Below are 23,968 nucleotides of genomic sequence, written 5' to 3'. Positions count from 1 at the left end.
TGATGGATGATATGAAAGAAATTATAAGACGCATTACGAGTAGCATAGTACTTATAATTGTCGTATCATTTATCACTTTTTTTATGTTGATGATGATACCTGGAGATGCGGTGGAAATTAGTCTCGGAACAGAAGCCACACCAGAACGTGTCAGAGAACTTCGAGCAGCTCTCGGGATGGATGCTGCTTGGTATACGCAATATTTTAACTGGTTGACCAGTGCGATAACTGGTGATTTTGGTGTGTCTTTTACATATGGTGAGACAGTGACAGCACTTCTATTAAGTAGGTTACCTGTTACGTTAACACTCATGGTGATGTCAATCGTAATTGCGGTGCCTTTAGCACTCACAATTGGTGTCTTTGCTGCATTAAAACAAAATAAGACGTTTGATATTATAGCGAGAACGCTCATGCAAATTGGTGACGCGATGCCACAGTTTTTTATTGCACTCATTTTTCTCGTTTACATCGCTGCACAGTTTGACGTGTTTCCGATATCTGGATTTAAACCATTTACGGAGAGTGTTTATGGTGGCTTTATGAGCTTACTACTGCCGGCACTTGTGCTCGCATTTGGTATGATTGCGACACAGATTAGGATCGTGAGAAGCTCGATGTTACATAGTTTAAAACAAGATTATATGCTCATGACCCGAGTGTCTGGAATGAATCCTGTTTTTGCAATCATTAAATATCCACTGCGTGATGCGTTGATTGCACCACTTACAGTTATTGGTATTCAAATTGCGGGGTTAATTTCAGGTGTGATTGTCGTAGAGAGTATTTTCAGTTTGCCTGGAGTTGGCCGACTGTTATTTAGTGCAGTATTAAAACGAGATCTCTTCTTAATTTTAGGGCTCGTGAGCTTTATTGTGACTTCTGTCATAATCATTACGCTTATCACAGACATACTCTATATTCTCCTGAATAAGCGAATGAGGAGGAAAGAGTCATGAGAAAATATGTGTTTATATTGAGCGTAGTACTCTTACTCATTCCGTTATCGCTAGGAATAGTGTCATTTTTCTATACACCATATCCGATTACAGAGATGGATATTGATAATCGTTTTCTTTGATGTCTAAAGAGCATCTACTCGGTACGGATCAGTTTGGTAGAGATATATTATCTAGGTTAATGGTTGCGTCACGCTATGCGTTACTTTTAGGAACGGTTTCAGTCACTTTAGGCTTATGTGCTGGGGTTTTCATAGGTGTCATTTCTGCTTTATCAAATAAGTGGATCAGCATGATTTTCCTAAGGTTTATAGATGGGATGCTCGCATTCCCAGGTATCGTACTTGCTATGATGTTTGTGGTTGTATTTGGGGATGGACTTTACTCTACACTTATTGCAATCGCGATATTTATGATACCAATATTTGCTAGACTGACGTATTCACTCATTAAAGAACAACAACACGCACTCTATATAGTGGCGGCAAAAAGCATGGGACTATCGACAATGAGAATTGTGTGGAGACATTATCTCCCAGTCATTTTGCCTAGACTCGTAACACAATTCAGTGCAAGTATTGGATCTGCAATTTTAATAGAATCCGCGTTATCTTATTTAGGACTTGGTGTCGTTCCACCGAACGCGAGTTTTGGACTGATGTTAAAAGAAGCGCAGAGCTTTATGCTGAGCTATCCATATTTAATCTTGCCGTCAGGGATATTACTTGTGGTTACTGTCCTTGGTCTGAACTTAATGGGAGATACGTTGAATGATCGACTCATGAAATTAGGTGATACTAATGATTGATATAAAGGCACTCGAAGTGCGCACAAATGAAGGAAAGAGACTCGTACAGCCATTTGATTTTTATCTTAAAAAGAGAGAAATTGTAGGGGTATTTGGGGAATCAGGTTCAGGGAAAACAATATCGACACAAGCGATGTTTAACTTGCTTCCGAGATCACTCGTGTCACATGCTACGCTAAAAATGGTAGAAGATAAAAACATAGATGACCTTAAGCCGAGCGATTACCGAAAACTCATCGGACTTGATGTTGGGTATATTCCACAAAATACAACGGAATTTTTACATCCGTTAGTAAAAATTAAGCATCAGATGTTAGAGGGTTTCGTGACGCATCAGTGTGGCACTAAACGTGAAGGATTAGAACGTGCGACGGAATTGTTAGAACTTGTGGGGCTTAAAAATCCTAAAAAAATCTTGAACGGATACGTGTTCGAACTTTCTGGTGGAATGCGCCAACGCGTCAATATCGCACTCTCCCTAATGACGAAGCCACGTATAATTATTTTAGATGAGCCGACGACTGCTCTAGATAGCATCACGGAACACGAGATAATGGAGTTTTTTAAAAAACTGAATCAAGAAGAAGGTGTGTCGCTCATTTTAATCACACATAACATGAAACTGATAGAGAAGTACACGGACCGTGCGTATGTTTTCTATAAGGGAAAAATGGTAGAGACGAATGATACAAAGACGCTATTTAAGCATCCAACGCATCCGCATACAAAAGCACTCGTCCAAGTAACGAGAGAGGAGGGCGTGAGATGATTTTATCATGTGAAAATGTGTCTAAAAACTTCAAAGATACAATAGCTTTGAAAGATGTGAGTTTGGAACTTAAAGAAGCGGAATCTATCGGAATTGTTGGAGAATCTGGGTCCGGAAAGTCTACACTTGCGAATATCCTTGGCGGACTTGTAAGTCCAAACTCAGGAACTGTATATTTTGAAGGTGAAGATATCAAAAGTATGAAAAAACGTAACTACCTAAAATTTAGACAAAATGTGCAGTTTGTATTTCAAAGCCCTAGAGAAAGTCTACATCCATATTTGAAGGTAAGAACGTCACTCCGAGAACCATTTTTTGCGAAAGGACTTCGGCGAAAGACAAAAAAAGAGATGGATAGAGAGATACTTCGCGCATTAGAACGTGTGCAATTAAACGAAACGATTCTAGATAAATACCCGCACCAGTTAAGCGGTGGACAAGCACAGCGCATATCGATCGTCCGAGCGATGATCACTGATCCGAAAGTGGTAATATTTGACGAAGCGGTCTCCGCACTAGATATACTCGTGCAAAAAGAAGTCATCGAGATTTTGAAGAAGTTACGACATAACATTCGCACTTCATATCTATTCATCACGCACGACATATCCACAGTAAAAACACTGACAGATAGAATCATCGTTATGAAAGACGGACAGATTGTAGAAGTAGGTAAAACGGACGATATTTTGAACAATCCACAAAATCCCTATACCAAAAAACTTATTGCGAGTTCGATATGAAGTGTTTGATAAGCTAAATACTAACCATGAGTATTCTTTTTTATTTTTAGCAATTTTTTATTAGTAGTATTCTACTATGACAGAAATAAAAATAAGTAAAGGAGGCGTTCATATGACAGTATTATTCGACCACATCATCTATTTTTCTGAAGATCCTAGTGCAATAAAAGACGAATACGAACAAAAAGGGTTTCATATCGTGACCGGCGGTACACACGACATTTGGGGCACGTATAATACACTATTACACTGCGGGCTCTCTTATATTGAATTTTTAGGGATAAAAAACAGACAAACCTTCGAGAAGTACAACGAAGATAATGTAGATTACACGCTCATGTCTTCCATATATAAAGAAAATTACCGTGAGGGTATGCACAACTTTGCACTTCGAACGACTGACATCGAAGCTCTCAGTACGTCGCTCGAGAATTCAGGATTCGAAATCGATGGGCCTCGCACATTCAAGAGAGAAAAAGAAAATGGAGAAGTAGTCTCATGGAAGTTGTTATTTATAAAAGACAATAAGACGAACGTCCCTATGCCATTCATTATTGACTGGGGTATGAGTGACGAAGAGAGACTAGAAAACCTTGAAGCAGGAAGCATACTAGGAGATAACGGTAAACTATTAGAAATTAAGGTAGCAGTAGAAAATGTTGATAATGCGATTCACGCATTCACCGAAGCTTTTCACTTAAATAAACATGATGAGAACACTCTGGAATTAGGTAAAGTAAGACTAACATTTACGGAAGGGTTACAAGAAAATCAGGTAGTAATCGAAACAGACGGAGAGACATTCATAATTTAATGTAATTAACGTTTCGTAAGGGTTTGTAAAAAAATAACAAAAGCACATAGATAATAATCTATATAGATGTTAATCTATTTACCATATAGGAGGGTTATTAATGTCTTATAAAGAACTATCAAAAATATTAAAAGTCTTATCAGATTCAAGTCGGTTGGAGATACTAGATTTACTATCTTGTGGGGAATTATGTGCTTGTGACTTGTTGGAATACTTTCATTTTTCACAACCTACACTCAGTCATCATATGAAGTTATTAGTAGAGAATGAATTAGTTACAACAAGAAAAGACGGTAACAAACATTGGTATCAACTGAATCATGATAATTTAGAAGATGTTATCCAAAAATTAAATCTTATTAACACATCAAATCAAAAATGTGTATGTAACAATGTGAAATCAGGTGATTGCTGATGACTATTTTAGCAATTGTAATATTCCTTTTAACTTTAACTTTTGTTATATGGCAACCAAAAGGTTTAGATATTGGTGTTACAGCTTTAATTGGGGCAGTTGTGGCTATCATTACAGGAGTTGTAAGTTTTTCTGATGTACTAGAAGTAACAGGTATTGTTTGGAATGCCACTCTAACTTTTGTAGCTGTTATTTTAATTTCATTAATATTAGATGAAATTGGATTTTTTGAATGGTCTGCAATACATATGGTCAGAGCTTCAAATGGTAATGGTTTAAAAATGTTTGTTTTTATCATGTTACTTGGAGCAGTTGTAGCAGCATTTTTCGCAAATGATGGTGCAGCTTTAATTTTAACTCCTATTGTATTAGCGATGGTAAGAAGTTTAGGGTTTAATCAAAAAGAGATTTTCCCTTTTATTATAGCTAGTGGATTTATTGCGGATACGACATCACTACCTTTAATTGTAAGTAACTTAGTGAATATTGTTTCTGCAGATTACTTCGATATTGGATTTATTGAATATTTTAACCGTATGATTGTTCCTAATATATTCTCTTTAATTGCTAGTATTGTCGTTTTATGGTTATATTTCAGAAAATCTATACCTAAAACGTTTAATGCAGAAAATCTACCTGACCCTAAAAATGCAATTAAAGATCTTAAACTATTTAAGATTTCATGGATTGTTTTAGTAATACTACTTGTTGGTTATCTTGTTAGTGAGTTTATTCAGATACCTGTATCTTTTGTTGCTGGTACGATTGCTATAATATTTGTGCTATTCGCTCGAAAATCTAAAGCAGTTAATACAAAACAAGTGATTACAGGTGCACCATGGAACATCGTTCTATTTTCTATTGGTATGTATTTAGTTGTATTTGGGTTAAAAAATGTAGGTATCACAACATTTTTAGCTGAAATATTAACTAATATTTCAAGTTATGGATTATTCATTAGTGTGATGGGGATGGGCTTTATAGCTGCTTTCTTATCATCAATTATGAACAATATGCCAACTGTTTTAATAGATGCAATAGCGATTGGTCAATCTAGTGCTACAGGACTACTAAAAGAGGGTATGGTTTATGCGAATATTATAGGTTCTGATTTAGGACCTAAAATTACGCCGATTGGTTCTTTAGCAACATTATTATGGCTACATGTTTTAGCACAAAAAGGTGTAAAGATTTCATGGGGAACATACTTTAAAACGGGAATTGTCATTACTATTCCAGTCCTATTTGTAACACTCTTAGGATTGTACTTTACACTAATCATATTTTAAAAAGAGGCTTTAATTATGGATAAGAAAACAATTTATTTTATATGTACTGGCAACTCTTGCCGTAGCCAAATGGCTGAGGGTTGGGGGAAGAAATTATTAGGTGAAGATTGGAATGTCTATTCTGCTGGTATTGAAACACATGGTGTTAATCCTAAAGCAGTAGAAGCTATGAAAGAAGTAGGTATTGATATATCAGACCATACGTCAGACTTGATTGATAATGATATTTTAAAACAATCAGATTTAGTCGTAACCTTATGTAGTGATGCAGATGAGAATTGTCCTATCTTACCGGTAAACGTTAAAAAAGAACATTGGGGTTTTGATGATCCTGCGGGTAAAGAGTGGTCAGAATTCGAGCGTGTTAGAGATGAAATTAAATTAGCGATAGAACAATTTAAATTGAGACATTAAAAAAGAGGCGAGTATGTTCGCCTCTTAATATATTATGATAATTTACCTTGTAACTTCATAACATCTGCTACTTTTTGAATTGAGTTTAAGTAAGCCGCTTCTCTGAATGTTACGTCGTGTTTTTCTTTTGTATCCCAGATTTCGTCAAATGCTTGAATCATTTTCTCTTCTTGACGCTCTAAGACTTCTTTTTCTGTCCAGTAGAATCCTTGTAGGTTTTGTACCCACTCATAGTAAGATACGATTACTCCCCCTGAGTTTGTAAGGATGTCTGGTACTACTGTGATGCCTCTTTCTTTGAATACTGCATCTCCTTCAGTAGTGACTGGTCCGTTTGCACCTTCTAATACGATGTTTGCTTTTACTAATTTCGCAACGCGCTCATCGATTGCGTTTGCAAGTGCTGCTGGTACCATAATGTCTACGTCTAATGACCAGAAGTCTTCTGGGTTTAAGATTTTAACGTTGTCCATTTCTTTGAATTTACCACGGTTTGCTTCTAGCTCTTCGTAAGTAAATCCTTCTTCACGGTAGATAGCAAATAATCCATCTGGGTGCCACTCCATAACTGCTTGTACTGTTGCACCGAGTTGTTCGAAGTATTTTACCGCGTGGCTTCCTACGTTACCGAATCCTTGTACTGCAAGTGTTGCTTCTTCGAAGTGGATATCGAATTTCTTAGCAACTTGACGTCCAATGACTGAAATACCGAATCCTGTTGATTCTGTACGTCCTAGTGATCCACCGTATTCTACTGGTTTACCAGTGAATGTACCGAGTGCTTGTGTACCAGCTAATTGACAGTATTCGTCAACCATCCAGCTGATCATTTGTGCACTACAGCCTACGTCTGGTGCAGGTACGTCGATTTTTTCGCCTAAGTATTTGTAAAGACCACGAACGTATCCGCGCGCTAATTGCTCGAGTTCGTTTTCAGATAGTTTTGTTGGGTCAGCAACGATACCACCTTTACCACCACCGTATGGTGTACCTGTTACTGCACATTTAAATGTCATCCAAATAGATAACGCTTTTACGTCATCGTACGTTGTTGCAGGGTGAATACGAATTCCACCTTTTGCTGGTCCGAGTGACGTGTTGTGTGCTGCGCGGTAACCTTTGAACGTTCTGACTGTACCGTCATCCATTTTTACTGGAATGTTTACCTCAATCATACGCTCAACGTCTTTTAAAATTTCAAAGACTGCTGGTTCCGTATTCAAAATTCTACATGCTGATTCAACTTGTTGTTGCGCATTAATAAATGAGTTGTTACTCAAAGGAAAGACCACCTTTTTTGATATTAAGTTCATATGTATATAATATCACGTTTATAAAATAATGAAAGATTGTTATTTTTTTATTTTGAACAAAAATTTAGTGTTCGTATGACTAATCTTTTTCATAATTTACATATTTTAAATCCTTGTGGTATATCGTATGATAAAAGGAATTTGCTATAATCGAATAGAAATTAAAACGTAATGAGGAAGTGAAGATATGTCTATTAACTGGTTTCCTGGACATATGGCAAAAGCACGGCGCCAAATTGAAGAGAATTTAAGTAAAGTTGATGTAGTGATAGAAATTTTAGATGCGAGAATTCCGTTATCGAGTCAAAACCCAATGATGAACGAGATTGTTAAAAATAAACCACGTATTGTCATTTTAAATAAGTCGGATCTCGCCGATCAAAATATGACAAATCAGTGGATGAATTACTTTAAGTCAATTGGAACGTATCCGATTGCATTAGACGCGCGTAGTAACAACGTTTTAAAACGTATTGAACCGGTTGCGATGGAAGCGACTGAAGAGATGTTTAAACGTATGGAAGCGCGTGGCATTAACCGTCGTCCAATTCGTGCGATGATTATCGGTATTCCAAACGTTGGTAAGTCGACGTTAATTAATAGTTTAGCGCGTAAAAAAGCAGCTAGAACTGGAAATACACCTGGGTTAACGAAATCTCAGCAGTGGATTAAAGCAGGTAATAATTTAGAACTGCTAGATACACCTGGGGTATTATGGCCGAAATTTGAAGGAGACGTCGGGTTAAAGTTAAGTTTAACAGGTGCGATCACGGATAGAGTTGTTCATTTAGATGAGGTCGCTATTTTTGGTATGAAGTTTTTAATCGAACACGATAAGGAAACGTTCGATTCGTTTTATAAAATTTCAAATTATGACGTCGAGATAATCGTCTCTGTGTTTGACGCAATCGGTAGAAGTAGAGGCATGTTAATGTCTGGTAACGAAGTTGACTATGAACAAGTGACAAACCGCGTCGTTTACGACATTCGTAACGGTAAAATCGGTAGATATACGTTTGATGAGGTTAACGATGACAATTAAAGAAGTAAAAGAATTTTTACAGACGATACATTCTATAGAAGATTTAGACAATACTGATTTACAAAGTGATACACGTGTCGGTGTACAAAATGCAATTAAAAGTCGCAGACGTCAACTTGAAAAAATCGAAGAGACGAAACGACGTTTTGAACGTATGATGGCGTATGAACGTGGGTTAACAGGTGTTATTGCCGGAGTCGATGAAGCGGGGCGCGGTCCACTTGCAGGTGAAGTCGTTGCAGGTGCAGTTATTTTAGGCGATGAAAAATTATATGGATTAGATGATTCAAAAAAATTAAGTGAATCTGAAAGAAATCGTTTATATGATCTTATTTTAGAGACGTGTACAGTCGGTATAGGTGTTGCGACTGTCGAAGAAATTGACACGTTAAATATATATGAAGCGACAAAACTTGCGATGACGCGTGCAGTTGAACATTTAAAAGTAAATGTGGATCACTTGTTAATTGACGCGATGGTATTAGATTTAGATATTCATCAGCAAAGTATCATAAAAGGTGATGCAAATTCAAATTCGATTGCTGCCGCTTCGATTATCGCTAAAGTATATCGTGACCGTTTAATGAAAGCACATAGTAAAGAGTATCCAGCATACGATTTTGAAAAAAACTCAGGGTACGGAACGAAAAATCATTTAGAAGCGTTAAGACAATACGGAGCAACACCGATTCATAGAAAAAGTTTTTCACCCGTGAAGGAAATTCAGGAGATTTTAGATGAACAGAATTAAAGTAGTAGATAGTTTAAGAGGATTTAGTTTACTCGGGATATTACTCGCTAACTTGCTCGTTTTTAACTACGGCATGTTTGGTAATAGTTATCCTGAAGTGTATGACGTGTCTAATGTCGGTATCTTTTTAATGAATACGATTCGCGTATTATTTGAAGGAAGTACGATGCCGATATTTGCCTTTTTATTTGGCTTTGGAATGTATATGATGGCGTCGAGTTTTAAACGTAAAGATCTCGGTGTAAAACGTGGACTCATTCGTCGCGGACTCGCGTTACTATTATTTGGTACACTGCACGCGATGTATTTATTTGAAGGAGATATTTTGTTCGTTTATGGACTGATGACGATTGTTTTATTTTGGCTACCGAATCGAAGTCTTAAAACGATGATTGTTTGTTTTCTTCTATCATCAGCGCTCGTTGTATTAATGCATTTAGACTTTGGTAGTAGCGTAGAAGACGTAGACGAAGAATTTGAGAGTTATACGACAGAGTTAACCGATGAAAAAATCGAATATTTACTCGAAGAAAAAGAAGCGTATCGTACGTTATCGACGGCTGAACGCCAGTCGTTTATATTCGATTCAGAGAATCCGTTTTTTGGCGGTGGTGTAGTCGGATATGTGTTTACGTATTTACTCATTATTTCGTTTTATGTTCCAGTGTTTATATCTGGAATGATTGCGGCGAAACTTAAAATGTTTGAAACAGGTGGTGCGTGGAAAAAAGCACTCATTCTACTTGTGCCGATCGGGATTGTATTAAATATATTTGCGCTAAATAACGAAACGCTCGATTTTTATGCGTTCTTTATCGACACATCGTTAGCTTATGGTTATATTGGACTCTTTTATTATTTATATAAAGAAAACTTATTTATGGATAGTCTTGCTGCCGTCGGTAAATTATCGTTAACGAACTATATTTTACAATCGGTGTTTCACTCGTTTATATATTACGGTAGCGGACTCGGTCGATTTGGAGACGGGAATTTTACGCTGTCGTTTACGTTAGCAATTCTCTTCTTTATCGTACAAATTATATGTAGTCATTACTATATGAAGAAGTTTAAATACGGACCACTCGAATATATACTTAGAATTTGGACGTATTTCTCATTTAAACCACATTTAAAACGCGGGAAAAACGCACAAATTTAACTGTTATCTAAGAACAACAAGGAGTGTTTATTTGAAAAGAATTAAAGTAATAGACAGTTTAAGAGGATTTAGTTTACTCGGGATATTACTTGCCAACTTGCTGATTTTTCACTACGGCATGTTCGGTAATCAATATCCAGAGGTTTATAATGTGTCTAAATTCGGAGAGTTTTTGATTCATATCATTCGAATTTTCTTTGAAGGCAGTACGATGCCAATCTTTGCCTTTTTATTTGGTTTTGGAATGTATATGATGTCAGAGAGTTTTACGAAGAAAGATTTAGGTGTTAAGCGTGCATTACTTAGAAGAGGTATTGGCTTAATTGTACTTGGCTTATTACACGGAGCATTTTTCTTTGAGGGCGATATTTTATTTTTATACGGTCTCATTACATTATTAATATTTTGGTTACCAAAGCGTAGTGTGAAAACGATGGTAGTGACAATGGTCTTGTCAGTCATATTACTCATTTATATGTTTACGAAAATGGATGTCGAATCGTTACATATGATTAAGCAATCGTTTGGTGGACCATTGACGGATGAAAAGATTGAGTATCTCATCCAAGAAAAAGAAGTATATAGTACTGGAACGTTATCAGAAAGAAATATATTTGCATCGGACTTTAGTGATCATCCATTTATGCCAATTGATGATATGGCCTTTTTATACATGCTTCTATTTGGGATTATATTTTATATACCAATTTTCATAAGTGGGATGCTCGCTGCGAAACTAAAGGTGTTTGTAACCGGTGGTGCTTGGAAGAAATGGTTAGTATTACTCGTACCGATCGGTTTACTAATAAATGTACTTGCAGAGTTTGGTATATTTCAAGATTATATTTTATTTGGTGATTTCGCTTTAAGTTACGGGTATATCGCACTATTTTATTATTTATATAAAGAAAACTTATTTATGGATAGTCTTGCTGCCGTCGGTAAATTATCGTTAACGAACTATATTTTACAATCGGTGTTCCACTCGTTTATATATTACGGTAGTGGACTCGGACGATTTGGAGACGGGAATTTTACGCTGTCGTTTACGTTAGCAATTCTCTTCTTTATCGTACAAATTATATGTAGTCATTACTATATGAAGAAGTTTAAATACGGACCACTCGAATATATACTTAGAATTTGGACGTATTTCTCATTTAAACCACATTTAAAACGCGGGAAAAACGCACATATTTAAAAATTACACTTTTTAGAAGCGTGTTAAGTTTACAATAGTGTAATGAATTTATATAATAGTTATGAAAGCTTATTATTATAACGCTTAGGAGGCAGACCATGAATATTCATGAGTATCAAGGAAAACAAATTTTCCGCTCTAAAGGTGTAAAAGTACCGAACGGTGACGTTGCGCGTACGCCTGAAGAAGCGGTAGAAGTAGCAAAAACATTAGACTCTGACGTCTACGTAGTGAAAGCGCAAATTCACGCAGGTGGACGTGGGAAAGCTGGAGGCGTAAAGATTGCGAAATCTTTAGATGAAGTTAAAGAATACGCTGAAAGTTTACTCGGTTCTACATTAGTAACGGTACAAAACGGACCAGACGGTACAGTTGTTAACCGTTTATTAATTGAAGAAGGTTGCGACATTAAAGATGAATACTACATCAGCTTTGTTGTAGACCGTGCGACAAACCGTGTCGTGTTAATGGGTTCTGAAGAAGGTGGAACTGAAATCGAAGAGGTTGCAGCTAAAACACCTGAAAAGATCTTCACAGAAGTGATCGACCCAGCAGTTGGTTTATTACCATTCCAAGCAAGAAGACTTGCGTTTAACATCAATATTCCAACTGAATTAATTAACAAAGCGGCAAAATTATTACTTGGACTCTATGATGTATTTGTAGAAAAAGATGCATCAATCGTCGAAATTAACCCACTTGTAACAACAGGTGACGGTGAAGTTATGGCGTTAGATGCGAAAATCAACTTTGACGATAACGCATTATACCGTCAAAAAGAAGTAATGGAAATGCGTGACTTCGACGAAGAAGATCCAAAAGAAGTTGAAGCGTCTAAATACGACTTATCTTATATTGCACTAGATGGTAACATCGGTTGTATGGTTAACGGTGCTGGACTTGCGATGGCAACGATGGACACAATTAACCACTTCGGTGGAAGCCCAGCGAACTTCTTAGACGTAGGTGGCGGTGCGACTGAAGAGAAAGTTACAAAAGCATTCGAACTCATCTTAAGTGATGACAACGTAGAAGGTATCTTTGTAAACATCTTCGGTGGAATCATGTTATGTGACGTCATTGCTAAAGGTGTTGTACAAGCAGTTAAAAACGTCGGACTTGAAATTCCATTAGTCGTACGTTTAGAAGGTACAAACGTTAAAGAAGGTAAAGAGATTCTTAAAGACTCTGGTTTAGCAATTACACCAGCAAGCACAATGGCTGAAGGTGCACAAAAAATTATCGCACTCGTTGAAGAAAATAAATAAGATAAGGGGAAATTAATTGTGGCAGTATTTGTAGATAAAGATACAAAAGTAATCGTACAAGGTATTACTGGATCTACTGCATTATTCCATACGAAACAAATGTTAGACTACGGCACGAAAATTGTCGGTGGTGTAACACCAGGTAAAGGTGGACAAGTAGTAGAAGGTGTACCTGTATTCAATACAGTAGAAGAAGCGAAGAAAGAAACTGGCGCGACAGTATCAGTTGTTTACGTTCCAGCTCCATTCGCAGCAGATTCAATCATGGAAGCAGCAGATGCAGGTTTAGAACTTGTTATCTGTATTACAGAGCATATTCCAGTATTAGACATGGTTAAAGTCGTAGACTACCTAGAAGACAAAGAAACACGTCTTGTTGGACCAAACTGTCCAGGTATCATCACTGCTGATGAAACTAAAATCGGTATTATGCCAGGATATATCCACAAAAAAGGTCACGTTGGAGTCGTATCACGTTCTGGTACGTTAACGTACGAAGCGGTTCACCAATTAACTGAAGCTGGAATCGGTCAAACGACAGCAGTAGGTATCGGTGGAGACCCAGTAAACGGAACAGACTTCATCGACGTATTAAAAGCATTTAACGAAGACGATGAAACACTCGCAGTTGTAATGATCGGTGAAATCGGTGGTACAGCTGAAGAAGAAGCAGCAGCTTGGGTGAAAGAAAATATGACAAAACCAGTTGTTGGATTCATCGGTGGTCAAACAGCGCCTCCAGGAAAACGTATGGGTCACGCTGGTGCGATCATCTCTGGTGGTCAAGGTACAGCAGAAGGTAAAATTAAAGCGATGAACGACGCAGGTATCGACACAGCAGATACTCCGTCAGTCATCGGTGAGACATTAATCGAGCGTATTAAAAAAGAAGGCCTTTACGAGCAATGTCTAACAATTAAATAATAGATTGAAGTTGTGACGCAGAGATAATTATCTCTGCGTTTTTTGGTTTTTATACCAATTTTAAAAACTATCGATTATAATACAGTTATGAAACTTCACATTTTACAATTAAGCTTTGCAAAAGTTACAAGAAAAGAGTTTCAGAAGATCCGAAATGGTGAAGTATTAAAAGAATCTACAATTAAGAAGTTACAGCTCGCGAGAGAAATTTCGTTAGAAGACATCCACCGTACATTGTGTGAGAACGGTGTGACGTTTATTACGGAAAGTTCAAAGTTTTATCCATCATTGTTAAAAGAAATTTACGACCCGCCGTACGTATTATATGTAAAAGGCTCTTTATCGGCTTTAAATAGTCGTAAGATCGGTATCGTCGGTAGTCGTAAAGCTGGAGTGTATACGCGTCAAGCGTTACTTAGAATTATTCCAGCGTTAAAAGAGTTTACAGTCGTGTCAGGACTTGCATATGGTGCAGATGATATCGCGCATCACATTGCACTTGAAGAGAATATAAAAACGATTGGTGTACTCGCATTTGGTCACGATATCCATTATCCGAAGTCGACACTAAAAACGAGACATCGAATTGAAAAATATAGTTGTACAATTAGCGAGTATCCACCAGGTACACCGATAAATAAACATCAATTCGTCGCAAGAAATAGAATTATCGCTGGTTTAAGTGAAGGTGTATTAGTCACTGAAGCCGAAGAAAAAAGCGGTAGTTTAATTACGTTAGAGATGGCGATGGATGAAAATCGGCACGTCTTTTGTATACCAGGAAATATTACATCACCACTGAGTGTTGGGGTAAATGAACGGTTAAAAGAAGGTGCGATATTCGTCACAAAAGCAGATGATATATTAAGTGAATTACAGTAAATGAATTTAGAACCGTTGACAAATTTAAAAGTTAGTGTGTAATATTGTTCATTGAATCATAAAACGTGAGGGAGGCAATTAAAAGTGGCAGATAATTTAGTCATTGTAGAGTCCCCAGCAAAAGCGAAGACGATTGGTAAATATCTTGGTAAACGATATAAAGTCGTCGCTTCGATGGGTCACCTTAGAGATTTGCCCCGTAGTCAAATTGGTATTGACGTCGAAAACAACTACCAACCAAAATATATAACGATTAGAGGTAAAGGACCTTTACTTCAAGAACTTAAAAAAGAAGCAAAAAAAGCAAAACGAATTTATTTAGCATCGGACCCTGACCGTGAGGGTGAAGCGATCGCGTGGCATTTAGCACACGCTCTCGGTGATGATAAAGAATATTACCGCGTCGTATTTAACGAAATTACAAAAGATGCAGTAAAAAACAGTTTTAAAGAACCGAGAGAAATGGACCAACAACTCGTCGACGCGCAGCAAGCACGTCGTATATTAGATAGACTCGTTGGTTATAACATTTCACCAGTATTATGGAAGAAAGTTAAAAAAGGATTATCTGCAGGTCGTGTACAATCAGTTGCGTTAAAACTGATTATCGACAGAGAAAATGAAATCCGTAACTTTAAACCAGAAGAATATTGGTCAATTGAAGGTCATTTTAAATACAAGCGTTCGAAATTTACAGGTAAGTTTTATAAGTTAGCGTCGGACGCTAAAAAGACAGAGTTACCAAATGAATCTGTCGTTAAAGACGTTTTAAAACAAATTAAAGGAGACGACTTTAACGTCGACTCTGTCGAGAAAAAAGAAAAGCTGAGATACCCTGCGTATCCATTTACGACTTCCACATTACAACAAGAAGCGGCGCGTAAATTAAATTTCCGTGCACGTAAAACGATGATGCTCGCTCAACAACTGTATGAAGGTATCGACGTAAAAGGACAAGGGACGATTGGTTTAATTACGTATATGAGAACAGACTCTACGCGCGTATCTAACGAAGCGAAGTCTGAGGCATATGGATATATTGAAAACACGTACGGTAAAGAGTTTTTAGGTAAACGTAAAGATAAAAAATCTGAAGGACAAGATGCGCACGAAGCGGTGCGTCCAACGTCTACATTACGTACACCTCAAGAAATGAAAGCTTTCTTATCACGTGATCAGTACCGTTTATATAAATTAATATGGGACCGTTTCGTCGCTAGTTTAATGGCACCAGCTGTGCTCGATACAGTGCGAGTGGACTTAAACAATAACGGTGTCATCTTTAGAAGTAACGGTTCTACAATTAAATTTAAAGGATTCTTACAAGTATACGAAGAAGGTACAGACGAAAAAGTAGATGCGAAAGAAAATATCATCCCTGAAATTTCTGAAGGTGAAACGGTCACTGCTGAAAAGATCGATTCAAATCAGCACTTTACTCAACCACCACCACGTTATACTGAAGCACGTCTTGTGAAAACTTTAGAAGAGTCAGGCATTGGCCGACCATCTACGTACGCACCGACGATTGAGACGATTCAAAAACGTAACTACGTACGTCTTGACCAGCGTCGCTTTGTTCCAACTGAACTTGGAGAAATCGTTTCTGAACAAGTATCCGATTACTTCCCAGATATTATCGACGTTGATTTTACGAAAGATATGGAAAAGCAACTCGATGAAATCGCAGACGGCAATACTGAGTGGGTAAAAGTAATCGATGACTTCTACAAAGGATTTAGACCACAAGTTGAAAAAGCTGAATCAGAAATGGAAGAAATCGAAATTAAAGACGAACCGGCAGGCATAGACTGTGAAAAATGTGGCTCGCCAATGGTATACAAAATGGGACGTTACGGTAAATTTATGGCATGTTCAAACTTCCCAGATTGCCGTAATACAAAACCAATCGTTAAAAAGATTGGTGTAAAATGTCCGACGTGTAAAGAAGGCGAAATCGTTGAACGTAAATCTAAAAAAGGTCGTATCTTTTACGGATGTGAAAGATATCCAGACTGTGACTTCGTATCATGGGATAAGCCAGTCGGTAGAGACTGTCCGAAATGTGATCAGTACTTAGTCGAGCAACGTAAAGGTAAAACTGTCAAAGTAAAATGTTCGAACTGTGATTATGAAGAAGATGCAAACTAAAAATAATCTAGGCTACTATGTTAGCCTAGATTTTTTATGGTGTTTCATAAGAAAAAAGATATTTCAGAAAAATAGTAATTGTGTGCAATTGTTTGTCAAATATATTAAACTATTCAATGGGAATTTTTTTATAACAGTGAGGAGGACTGTGGATGGACTATGTACACGACTTTTTAGACGTATTAAAGTATCAAAAGCAGTATTCTCCAAAAACGATTGAAAGTTATCATCTCGATTTACGTGAGTTTGAATCATTTTTAACCGCGGAACATTTAACGGTAACGACGTTTGAGTCGAGAGATGCTAGAAATTATTTAACGTTTATATACGATAAAGATTACAAAAAGACGACGATTAGCCGTAAAATTTCTGCGATTCGTAGTTTTTATAATTATTTAAACGAACGATATATCGTAGAAAACAATCCGGTGAGTCAAGTGTCGTTTCCAAAGCGAGACTCTATGTTACCGGATTTCTTGTATGAAAACCAAATCGATGCTCTGTTTCAGTCGCTCGATAAAAACAAAAAGATGTACACGAGAGATCGTGCGCTACTCGAGTTGTTATACGGCACAGGAATACGTAGTGCAGAACTGTTAAATATCGAAGTTTCTGATATCGACTTTGACAACCGGTTATTAAAAGTACTCGGTAAAGGCAGTAAAGAACGTATCGTACCGTTTAATGAATCCGTAAAAGAAGCGTTACTTGAATATATAGAGACGTTTTCTAAAGACATGGAAGAGACTGGTGCTTTTTGGTTAAATTATAATTTGACGAAATTAACTGACCGTGGATTACGCTATATCATCAATAAAGTGATGAAAGAAAGTGCAGTTAAAGCATCGCTTCATCCGCATACGTTACGACATACATTCGCAACGCATATGTTAAATAACGGTGCAGACATACGTGCAGTACAAGAATTACTTGGTCATGAGTCGTTATCGACGACTCAAAGGTATACGCACGTTTCTAAAGAGCAGCTAAGACAAGCGTATTTAAGCGCACATCCACAAAATAATAAGAGGTGAAAAAAGTGGCAATTAAAGGAACGACGATATTTGCAGTTAAACATAAAGGTAAAATGGCAATGGCTGGTGACGGACAAGTTACTTTAGGTAACCAAGTCGTCATGAAACATACCGCGAGAAAAGTGAGACGTTTATATGAAGGAAAAGTCGTCGCTGGATTTGCAGGTAGTGTCGCTGATGCATTTACTTTATATGAAAAGTTTGAAGCAAGACTATATGAATATAACGGTCAACTTGAACGTGCAGCAGTAGAACTTGCGAAAGAGTGGCGTACAGATAAGATGCTCCGCCAACTTGAAGCGATGTTAATCGTTATGAATAAAGATACGATGTTAATCGTTTCAGGTACAGGTGAAGTCATCGAGCCAGACGATGGTATTTTATCGATTGGATCTGGTGGAAACTTCGCACTCGCAGCAGGACGCGCGATGAAGTTACACGGAGATGATTTAGATGCTGAGACGATTGCGCGTGACGCGTTAAAAATCGCTGCAGATATTTGTGTCTTTACTAATGATAATATTATCGTTGAAACGATAGATGCTGAATAGGAGGATATATATTGGTTAGTTTATCTCCAAGAGAAATTGTGTCAAAACTTGACGAGAATATCGTCGGACAATATGAAGCAAAACGTAAAGTTGCGATAGCGATGAGAAATAGATATCGCCGTATGAAATTAAGTGATGACTTAAAACATGAAGTCATTCCGAAAAACATATTAATGATCGGACCAACAGGTGTTGGTAAAACAGAAGTCGCAAGACGTATGGCTAAAATTACCGGTGCACCTTTTACAAAAGTTGAAGCGACAAAGTATACAGAAGTTGGATATGTCGGTCGTGACGTCGAGTCGATGGTGAGAGACTTAGTCGAGACGAGCGTTAAAATGGTCAAAGAAGAATTATTTAAAGGCGTTCGTGAAGAGGCGACGAAATTAGCGAACGAACGTTTAATAAAACTACTCGCACCAGGACGCTTTAAAGAGCCGACGTTTAACAATCCGTTTGAAATGCTTCAAAATATGGGTAAAACAGAAGAACCAGTAGAAGAAGTGGACGACACTGTACGTGAAAAACGTCGTAACATCCGTCAAGATTTAGAAGACGGACGTTTAGAAGAGCGTGTCGTTGAAATCGAAGTTGAAGAAAAACAAATGTCTATGATGATGCCAGGTATGGACAATGGCATGGGCGATATGTTACAAAATATGATGCCGAAGAAAAACGTAAAAAACGATTACCAGTAAAACACGCACGCGAGTATTTAATTAGAGAAGAGTCTGAAGGACTGATCGATACGGACCTCGTCCATGACCGAGCGATTGAACTCGCGGAAACTTTAGGGATTATCTTTATCGATGAAATGGATAAAATTGCGATGGGGTCAAATAGTCAAGCAGGAGTATCTCGCGAAGGGGTACAACGTGACATTTTACCAATCGTTGAAGGAAGCGTTGTTGAAACAAAATACGGACCGGTGAATACGGAACATATTTTATTTATCGGTGCTGGAGCGTTCCACGTTGCAAAACCGAGTGATTTAATACCAGAGTTACAAGGGCGTTTCCCAATTCGTGTAGAACTCGATAAGCTAAAAGCAGAAGACTTTAAACGTATTTTAACTGAACCAAAACATTCATTATTAAAGCAATATGAAGCACTGCTAGAAACCGAAGGTGTAACGGTCAGTTATACCGATGAAGCGATCGAAGCACTCGCAAATATTGCGTACGACGTAAACTCTACGACGGATGATATCGGTGCAAGACGACTTCATACAATTATGGAAACTCTCCTTGAAGAGTTACTGTTTGAAGCGGATAATATGCACGGTGCACATGTTGAAATTACAGAGAAGTACGTAAATGATAAGCTAGACACAATTAAGAGTAGTAAAAACTTAAGTCAATTTATTTTATAAAACGGAGGGCTATTCTATATGCCAACATTATTAGAAAGAGCGAGAGAAATTAATAAGCTCATTCAAGAAAACGTAAAACACGAAGCGTTAGCAGAAAAACTTAGTAGAATATTAGACTGTAACACGTTCATCGTCGCAAGTGATGCGAAGCTACTCGGTTATGGTACGTATCACGAAAGTTTCGATGAAAACAGTCGTATGCACGAATTTTTAGAAAATCGTGAGTTCCCTGAGTATTATATGAACCGTATTATGCGACTACGTGAAACAGAAGAGAATATCGACTTTAGTAATAAGTTAACGATTTTCCCAGAAGAAGTTGCAGAATATAGTAACTCAGAGACGTGCGTCATTCCAATTTTCGGTGGTGGAGATCGTCTTGGAACGCTCATCGTCGGTAAAAAAGAAGAAAAATTTACCGAAGAAGATCTCGTCTTATGTGAGTACGCAAGTACTGTTGTAGGTATGGAAATGATGAACGAGCGTCAAAAAGAAGTTGAAAAAGAAGCACGCGACAAAGCGAGCATCGCAATGGCAATCCGTTCATTATCATACTCTGAACGTGAAGCAATCGAACACATTTTTGAAGAACTCGATGCGTTAGAAGGTTTACTCGTCGCGTCAAAAGTTGCGGATAGAGTCGGAATTACACGTTCAGTTATCGTAAACGCGTTAAGAAAATTAGAAAGTGCAGGCGTTATAGAATCTCGTTCACTCGGTATGAAAGGGACGTTTATTCGCATTAAAAAGCCAGGATTCTTAAAAGAACTAGAAAAAGATATGTTTTAGTTGAAGCCCTAACAAAACTGTGCTATTATAATAAACGGCTATAAAGCCAATTACACACGTTTTAGCAAGGAGCTAACTGGTGCCGTAAAGGTTGTTAGCTAGCGCTAGAGCGGAGGTAAAAACCAAGGAGGAAAATATTCATGGCAGTAATTAGTATGAAACAATTACTTGAAGCTGGTGTACATTTTGGACACCAAACACGCCGTTGGAACCCGAAGATGAAAAAATACATCTTCACGGAGCGTAACGGTATCTACATTATCGATTTACAACAAACAGTTAAGATGGTTGACGATGCGTACAACTTCATTAAAGAAGTGTCACGTGACGGCGGTAAAGTATTATTCGTCGGTACGAAAAAGCAAGCTCAAGATGCGATCAAAGAAGAAGCAGAGCGTGCAGGTCAACTTTACGTAAACCACAGATGGTTAGGTGGTATCTTAACAAACTTCGATACAATCAAAGGTCGTATCGATAGAATTTCTGAAATCGAAAAAATGGAAGAAGACGGATTATTCGAAGTACTTCCTAAAAAAGAAGTTGCGGAAATCAACAAAGAATATGATCGTTTAATCAAATTCTTAGGTGGAATTCGTGAAATGACAGATATGCCTAAAGCATTATTCGTCGTAGATCCACGTAAAGAATCTATCGCGATTAACGAAGCTAAAATCTTAGGTATCCCAGTCGTTGCAATGGTTGACACTAACTGTGACCCAGACGAAGTGGACTACGTTATCCCTTCTAACGACGATGCGATTCGTGCGGTACGCTTAATGACATCTAAAATGGCTGACGCTGTATTAGAAGGTCAACAAGGTGTATCTAACGAAGATGTTGCAGCTGAGCAAAACATCGACTTAACAGAAGAAGAGTCAGCTGAAGAAGCATCAGAAACTGAAGAATAATAAACAATTTGGTGATAAGTACTTGTTATTTATCACCTTTTTTAAAACATAAATTGATTTTAAAGAATATGGAGGAACAATAATGGCTAAAATTACAGCTCAATTAGTTAAAGAATTACGTGAAAAAACTGGCGCAGGTATGATGGATTGTAAAAAAGCGTTACAAGAAACTGATGGTAACATCGAAGAAGCAATCCAATACCTACGTGAAAAAGGTATTGCTTCTGCTGGTAAAAAAGCAGACCGTATCGCTACTGAAGGTTTAATTGAAATCGCAGTAGACGGTAACGATGCAGCAATCGTTGAAATTAACGCTGAAACTGACTTCGTTGCACGTAACGAACAGTTCCAAAGCTTAGTTAAGAAAATTGCTGAGCATATCGTTAAAACAAAACCAGCGAATCTAGAAGAGTTAAACGCTTCTGAATTAGATGGTCAATCAGTTGAGGAAGTTATGAAATCAGCAATTGCTACAATTGGTGAAAACATGAACATCCGTCGTTTTGAAGTTTTAACTAAGCCAGAAAATGGTGCATTCGGTGAGTACATCCACATGGGTGGTACGATCGGTGTGTTATCTGTAATTGAAGGTTCAACAGACGAAGCAATCGCTAAAGATGTTTCAATGCACGCTGCTGCATTAAATCCTCAATATGCAAAACAAGATGAAGTACCACAAGAAGAGTTAGATAAAGAGCGTGAAGTATTACGTAACCAAGCGCTTGAAGAAGGTAAACCAGAAAACATCGTTGATAAAATGGTTGAAGGAAGAATGCGTAAATTCTTAGAAGAAATCGTCATCGGTCCACAACCATTCGTTAAAGATAGCGACAAAACTGTCGATCAATTCTTAAAAGAAAACAACGCTGAACTCGTTACTTTCGTTCGTTTCGGACTAGGTGAAGGTTTAGAAAAACGTAATGAAGACTTTGCTGCAGAAGTTAAAGGCCAAATGGGTCAGTAATTAAAAAGACACTTCGGTGTCTTTTTTCTATATCAATATATATAACAGTTAAAAGGAATGAAAATCATGAGTTCTTCTAAATATGAACGCATCGTATTAAAACTTTCTGGTGAGGCACTTGCTGGTGGAGAAGGTGTCGGAATTAAACCGGATATCATTAAAAATATCGCAAAGCAAATTAAAGAAGCGAGAGAACTAGATGTAGAGATCGCTGTAATCGTCGGTGGTGGAAACATTTGGCGTGGTAAAACTGGAAGCGACTTAGGTATGGAACGTGGGAACGCAGACTATATCGGTATGCTTGCGACAGTTATGAACTCACTCGCATTACAAGACAGTTTAGAACAATTAGGTGTTGATACACGCGTATTAACATCGATTGAAATGAAACAAATCGCAGAGCCGTATATTCGACGTCGTGCGATTCGTCACTTAGAAAAAGGGCGCGTCGTTATATTTGCAGCAGGAATCGGTAACCCGTACTTCTCAACAGATACAACAGCAGCATTACGTGCAGCTGAAATCAATGCTGATGTTATCTTAATGGGTAAAAATAACGTAGACGGCGTATATTCAGCAGATCCAAAGCACGACGATACAGCGACAAAGTTCGAATCGCTTTCTTATATCGACATGTTACAGAAGAACTTACAAGTGATGGACGCGACAGCAACATCGTTTTGTATGGACAACTCTATCCCACTTGTGGTATTTTCAATTACAGAAGAGGGCAATATCAAACGCGCAGTACTTGGCGAAGATATTGGTACAACGATAACAGATTAAAAGGGAGAAAATAATGGCTAACGACGTATTGAAACAAGCAGAAAACAAAATGAACGACGCTATTGATGCGTTAAATCGTGAACTTGCAGGAATTCGTACAGCAACAGCAAACGCAAATCTTTTAGACCGCGTTTACGTAAACTATTACGGTGCGGACACACCGCTTCAACAACTTGCAAACATTCAAGTACCAGAAGCGAGAATGTTAACAGTAACACCGTACGACAAAAGTTCAGTAGACGACGTTTTAAAAGCGATTCAATTAGCTGACTTAGGTGTGAACCCAACGTCAGATGGTACGATGATTCGTATTACAATTCCGCAACTCACAGAAGACAGACGTAAAGAATTAACAAAAGACGTTAAAAGCGTTGGTGAAAACTCTAAAGTAGTCATCCGTAACATTCGCCGTGATGCGAACGACACACTAAAGAAACAAGAGAAAGACTCTGAAATTAGTGAAGATGAATTACGTTCATTAGAAGAAGACGTTCAAGATTTAACAAATAAATATGTGAACATCATCGACGAACGTGTAAAAGAAAAAGAAGCAGACATTATGGAAGTTTAAAAGTTTACAGGTAAGCATTCGCTTACCTGTATTTTTTAATGTTTCTTATGTTAAAATAGATTAATATGTACAGTCTGTACGTTTTTTA

Annotated in this window: 25 protein-coding genes and 1 pseudogene; 25 read left to right on the top strand and 1 reads right to left on the bottom strand. The window is 37.6% G+C overall.

The window, feature by feature from the left end:
• Nucleotides 1-11: 11 nt before the first annotated feature.
• The 9 genes from TJ68_RS05520 to arsC all read left to right on the top strand — a co-directional run bounded on the left by TJ68_RS05520 (nt 12) and on the right by arsC (nt 6,211).
• Nucleotides 12-959 carry an ABC transporter permease gene (locus tag TJ68_RS05520; RefSeq protein WP_040929161.1) on the top strand — a complete coding sequence of 316 codons (948 nt, stop codon included), beginning with the start codon at nt 12-14 and terminating at the stop codon, nt 957-959.
• Nucleotides 956-1,081, top strand: coding sequence for a hypothetical protein (locus TJ68_RS08770; protein WP_272944042.1), 126 nt, complete (start codon nt 956-958; stop codon nt 1,079-1,081). The genes TJ68_RS05520 and TJ68_RS08770 overlap by 4 nt, the downstream gene beginning before the upstream one ends.
• Entirely contained in the window at nt 1,081-1,767 is a 687-nt protein-coding gene (locus tag TJ68_RS05515) for an ABC transporter permease (RefSeq protein WP_052327336.1), read from the top strand. The genes TJ68_RS08770 and TJ68_RS05515 overlap by 1 nt, the downstream gene beginning before the upstream one ends.
• Nucleotides 1,760-2,536 carry an ATP-binding cassette domain-containing protein gene (locus TJ68_RS05510; protein ID WP_052327335.1) on the top strand — a complete coding sequence of 259 codons (777 nt, stop codon included), beginning with the start codon at nt 1,760-1,762 and terminating at the stop codon, nt 2,534-2,536. The genes TJ68_RS05515 and TJ68_RS05510 overlap by 8 nt, the downstream gene beginning before the upstream one ends.
• Entirely contained in the window at nt 2,533-3,279 is a 747-nt protein-coding gene (locus TJ68_RS05505) for an ABC transporter ATP-binding protein (RefSeq protein WP_040929160.1), read from the top strand. Before TJ68_RS05510 ends, TJ68_RS05505 begins: the two co-directional genes overlap by 4 nt.
• Before the next feature lie 112 nt (nt 3,280-3,391).
• On the top strand, nt 3,392-4,093 hold the full coding sequence (locus TJ68_RS05500) for a VOC family protein (RefSeq protein WP_052327334.1): 702 nt from the start codon (nt 3,392-3,394) through the stop codon (nt 4,091-4,093).
• 100 nt (nt 4,094-4,193) lie between these two features.
• Entirely contained in the window at nt 4,194-4,508 is a 315-nt protein-coding gene (locus tag TJ68_RS05495) for an ArsR/SmtB family transcription factor (RefSeq protein WP_040929159.1), read from the top strand.
• Nucleotides 4,508-5,797 (top strand): arsenite efflux transporter membrane subunit ArsB, encoded by a 1,290-nt coding sequence (gene arsB, locus TJ68_RS05490; protein ID WP_040929158.1) that lies wholly within the window; start codon nt 4,508-4,510, stop codon nt 5,795-5,797. The genes TJ68_RS05495 and arsB overlap by 1 nt, the downstream gene beginning before the upstream one ends.
• A gap of 15 nt (nt 5,798-5,812) precedes the next feature.
• A complete protein-coding gene (arsC, locus tag TJ68_RS05485; RefSeq protein WP_040929157.1) occupies nt 5,813-6,211 on the top strand; it encodes an arsenate reductase (thioredoxin) in 399 nt (132 codons plus the stop codon).
• 32 nt (nt 6,212-6,243) lie between these two features.
• Here arsC and TJ68_RS05480 read toward each other — a convergent pair whose 3' ends face one another.
• A complete protein-coding gene (locus TJ68_RS05480; protein ID WP_272944041.1) occupies nt 6,244-7,491 on the bottom strand; it encodes a Glu/Leu/Phe/Val family dehydrogenase in 1,248 nt (415 codons plus the stop codon).
• A 220-nt stretch (nt 7,492-7,711) separates the two neighbouring features.
• Between TJ68_RS05480 and ylqF the strand changes: the two genes are divergently transcribed.
• From ylqF to frr, 16 genes and pseudogenes are all read left to right on the top strand, one after another.
• Nucleotides 7,712-8,566 carry a ribosome biogenesis GTPase YlqF gene (gene ylqF, locus TJ68_RS05475; protein WP_040929156.1) on the top strand — a complete coding sequence of 285 codons (855 nt, stop codon included), beginning with the start codon at nt 7,712-7,714 and terminating at the stop codon, nt 8,564-8,566.
• A complete protein-coding gene (locus TJ68_RS05470; RefSeq protein ID WP_040929155.1) occupies nt 8,556-9,317 on the top strand; it encodes a ribonuclease HII in 762 nt (253 codons plus the stop codon). The genes ylqF and TJ68_RS05470 overlap by 11 nt, the downstream gene beginning before the upstream one ends.
• Nucleotides 9,304-10,479 (top strand): DUF418 domain-containing protein, encoded by a 1,176-nt coding sequence (locus TJ68_RS05465; RefSeq protein WP_040929154.1) that lies wholly within the window; start codon nt 9,304-9,306, stop codon nt 10,477-10,479. Before TJ68_RS05470 ends, TJ68_RS05465 begins: the two co-directional genes overlap by 14 nt.
• 31 nt (nt 10,480-10,510) lie before the next feature.
• Nucleotides 10,511-11,680, top strand: a complete 1,170-nt coding sequence (locus tag TJ68_RS05460) for a DUF418 domain-containing protein (protein ID WP_040929153.1) — start codon at nt 10,511-10,513, stop codon at nt 11,678-11,680.
• 98 nt (nt 11,681-11,778) lie between these two features.
• Nucleotides 11,779-12,948 (top strand): ADP-forming succinate--CoA ligase subunit beta, encoded by a 1,170-nt coding sequence (gene sucC / locus TJ68_RS05455; RefSeq protein WP_040929152.1) that lies wholly within the window; start codon nt 11,779-11,781, stop codon nt 12,946-12,948.
• An 18-nt stretch (nt 12,949-12,966) separates the two neighbouring features.
• Nucleotides 12,967-13,872 (top strand): succinate--CoA ligase subunit alpha, encoded by a 906-nt coding sequence (sucD, locus tag TJ68_RS05450; protein ID WP_040929151.1) that lies wholly within the window; start codon nt 12,967-12,969, stop codon nt 13,870-13,872.
• An 87-nt stretch (nt 13,873-13,959) separates the two neighbouring features.
• The gene (gene dprA, locus TJ68_RS05445; RefSeq protein ID WP_052327342.1) at nt 13,960-14,754 is read left to right on the top strand and encodes a DNA-processing protein DprA; all 795 of its coding nucleotides are present in this window, start codon (nt 13,960-13,962) and stop codon (nt 14,752-14,754) included.
• Nucleotides 14,755-14,838: 84 nt separating this feature from the next.
• The gene (gene topA, locus TJ68_RS05440) at nt 14,839-16,905 is read left to right on the top strand and encodes a type I DNA topoisomerase (protein WP_040929149.1); all 2,067 of its coding nucleotides are present in this window, start codon (nt 14,839-14,841) and stop codon (nt 16,903-16,905) included.
• A gap of 152 nt (nt 16,906-17,057) precedes the next feature.
• Nucleotides 17,058-17,939: a site-specific tyrosine recombinase/integron integrase gene (gene xerA / locus TJ68_RS05435; RefSeq protein WP_040929148.1), complete on the top strand. Its 882-nt coding sequence runs from the start codon at nt 17,058-17,060 to the stop codon at nt 17,937-17,939.
• A gap of 5 nt (nt 17,940-17,944) precedes the next feature.
• On the top strand, nt 17,945-18,490 hold the full coding sequence (hslV, locus tag TJ68_RS05430; protein ID WP_040929147.1) for an ATP-dependent protease subunit HslV: 546 nt from the start codon (nt 17,945-17,947) through the stop codon (nt 18,488-18,490).
• Between the two features lie 8 nt (nt 18,491-18,498).
• Nucleotides 18,499-19,862, top strand: a pseudogene (gene hslU, locus TJ68_RS05425) (ATP-dependent protease ATPase subunit HslU).
• An 18-nt stretch (nt 19,863-19,880) separates the two neighbouring features.
• Nucleotides 19,881-20,651, top strand: coding sequence for a GTP-sensing pleiotropic transcriptional regulator CodY (gene codY / locus TJ68_RS05420; protein WP_040929146.1), 771 nt, complete (start codon nt 19,881-19,883; stop codon nt 20,649-20,651).
• Nucleotides 20,652-20,791: 140 nt separating this feature from the next.
• Entirely contained in the window at nt 20,792-21,559 is a 768-nt protein-coding gene (rpsB, locus tag TJ68_RS05415) for a 30S ribosomal protein S2 (protein ID WP_040929145.1), read from the top strand.
• Nucleotides 21,560-21,641: 82 nt separating this feature from the next.
• On the top strand, nt 21,642-22,523 hold the full coding sequence (gene tsf, locus TJ68_RS05410) for a translation elongation factor Ts (protein ID WP_040929144.1): 882 nt from the start codon (nt 21,642-21,644) through the stop codon (nt 22,521-22,523).
• 63 nt (nt 22,524-22,586) lie between these two features.
• A complete protein-coding gene (gene pyrH, locus TJ68_RS05405) occupies nt 22,587-23,309 on the top strand; it encodes a UMP kinase (RefSeq protein WP_102167568.1) in 723 nt (240 codons plus the stop codon).
• A gap of 13 nt (nt 23,310-23,322) precedes the next feature.
• Nucleotides 23,323-23,880, top strand: coding sequence for a ribosome recycling factor (frr, locus tag TJ68_RS05400; protein WP_040929142.1), 558 nt, complete (start codon nt 23,323-23,325; stop codon nt 23,878-23,880).
• Nucleotides 23,881-23,968 lie beyond the last annotated feature (88 nt).

The organism is Nosocomiicoccus massiliensis (assembly GCF_000438455.1).
In the GTDB taxonomy this organism is placed as follows: Bacteria; Bacillota; Bacilli; order Staphylococcales; family Salinicoccaceae; genus Nosocomiicoccus; species Nosocomiicoccus massiliensis.
Note: the sequence above shows the minus strand (reverse complement) of the source record. Positions and strands in the feature narration are given on the sequence as shown.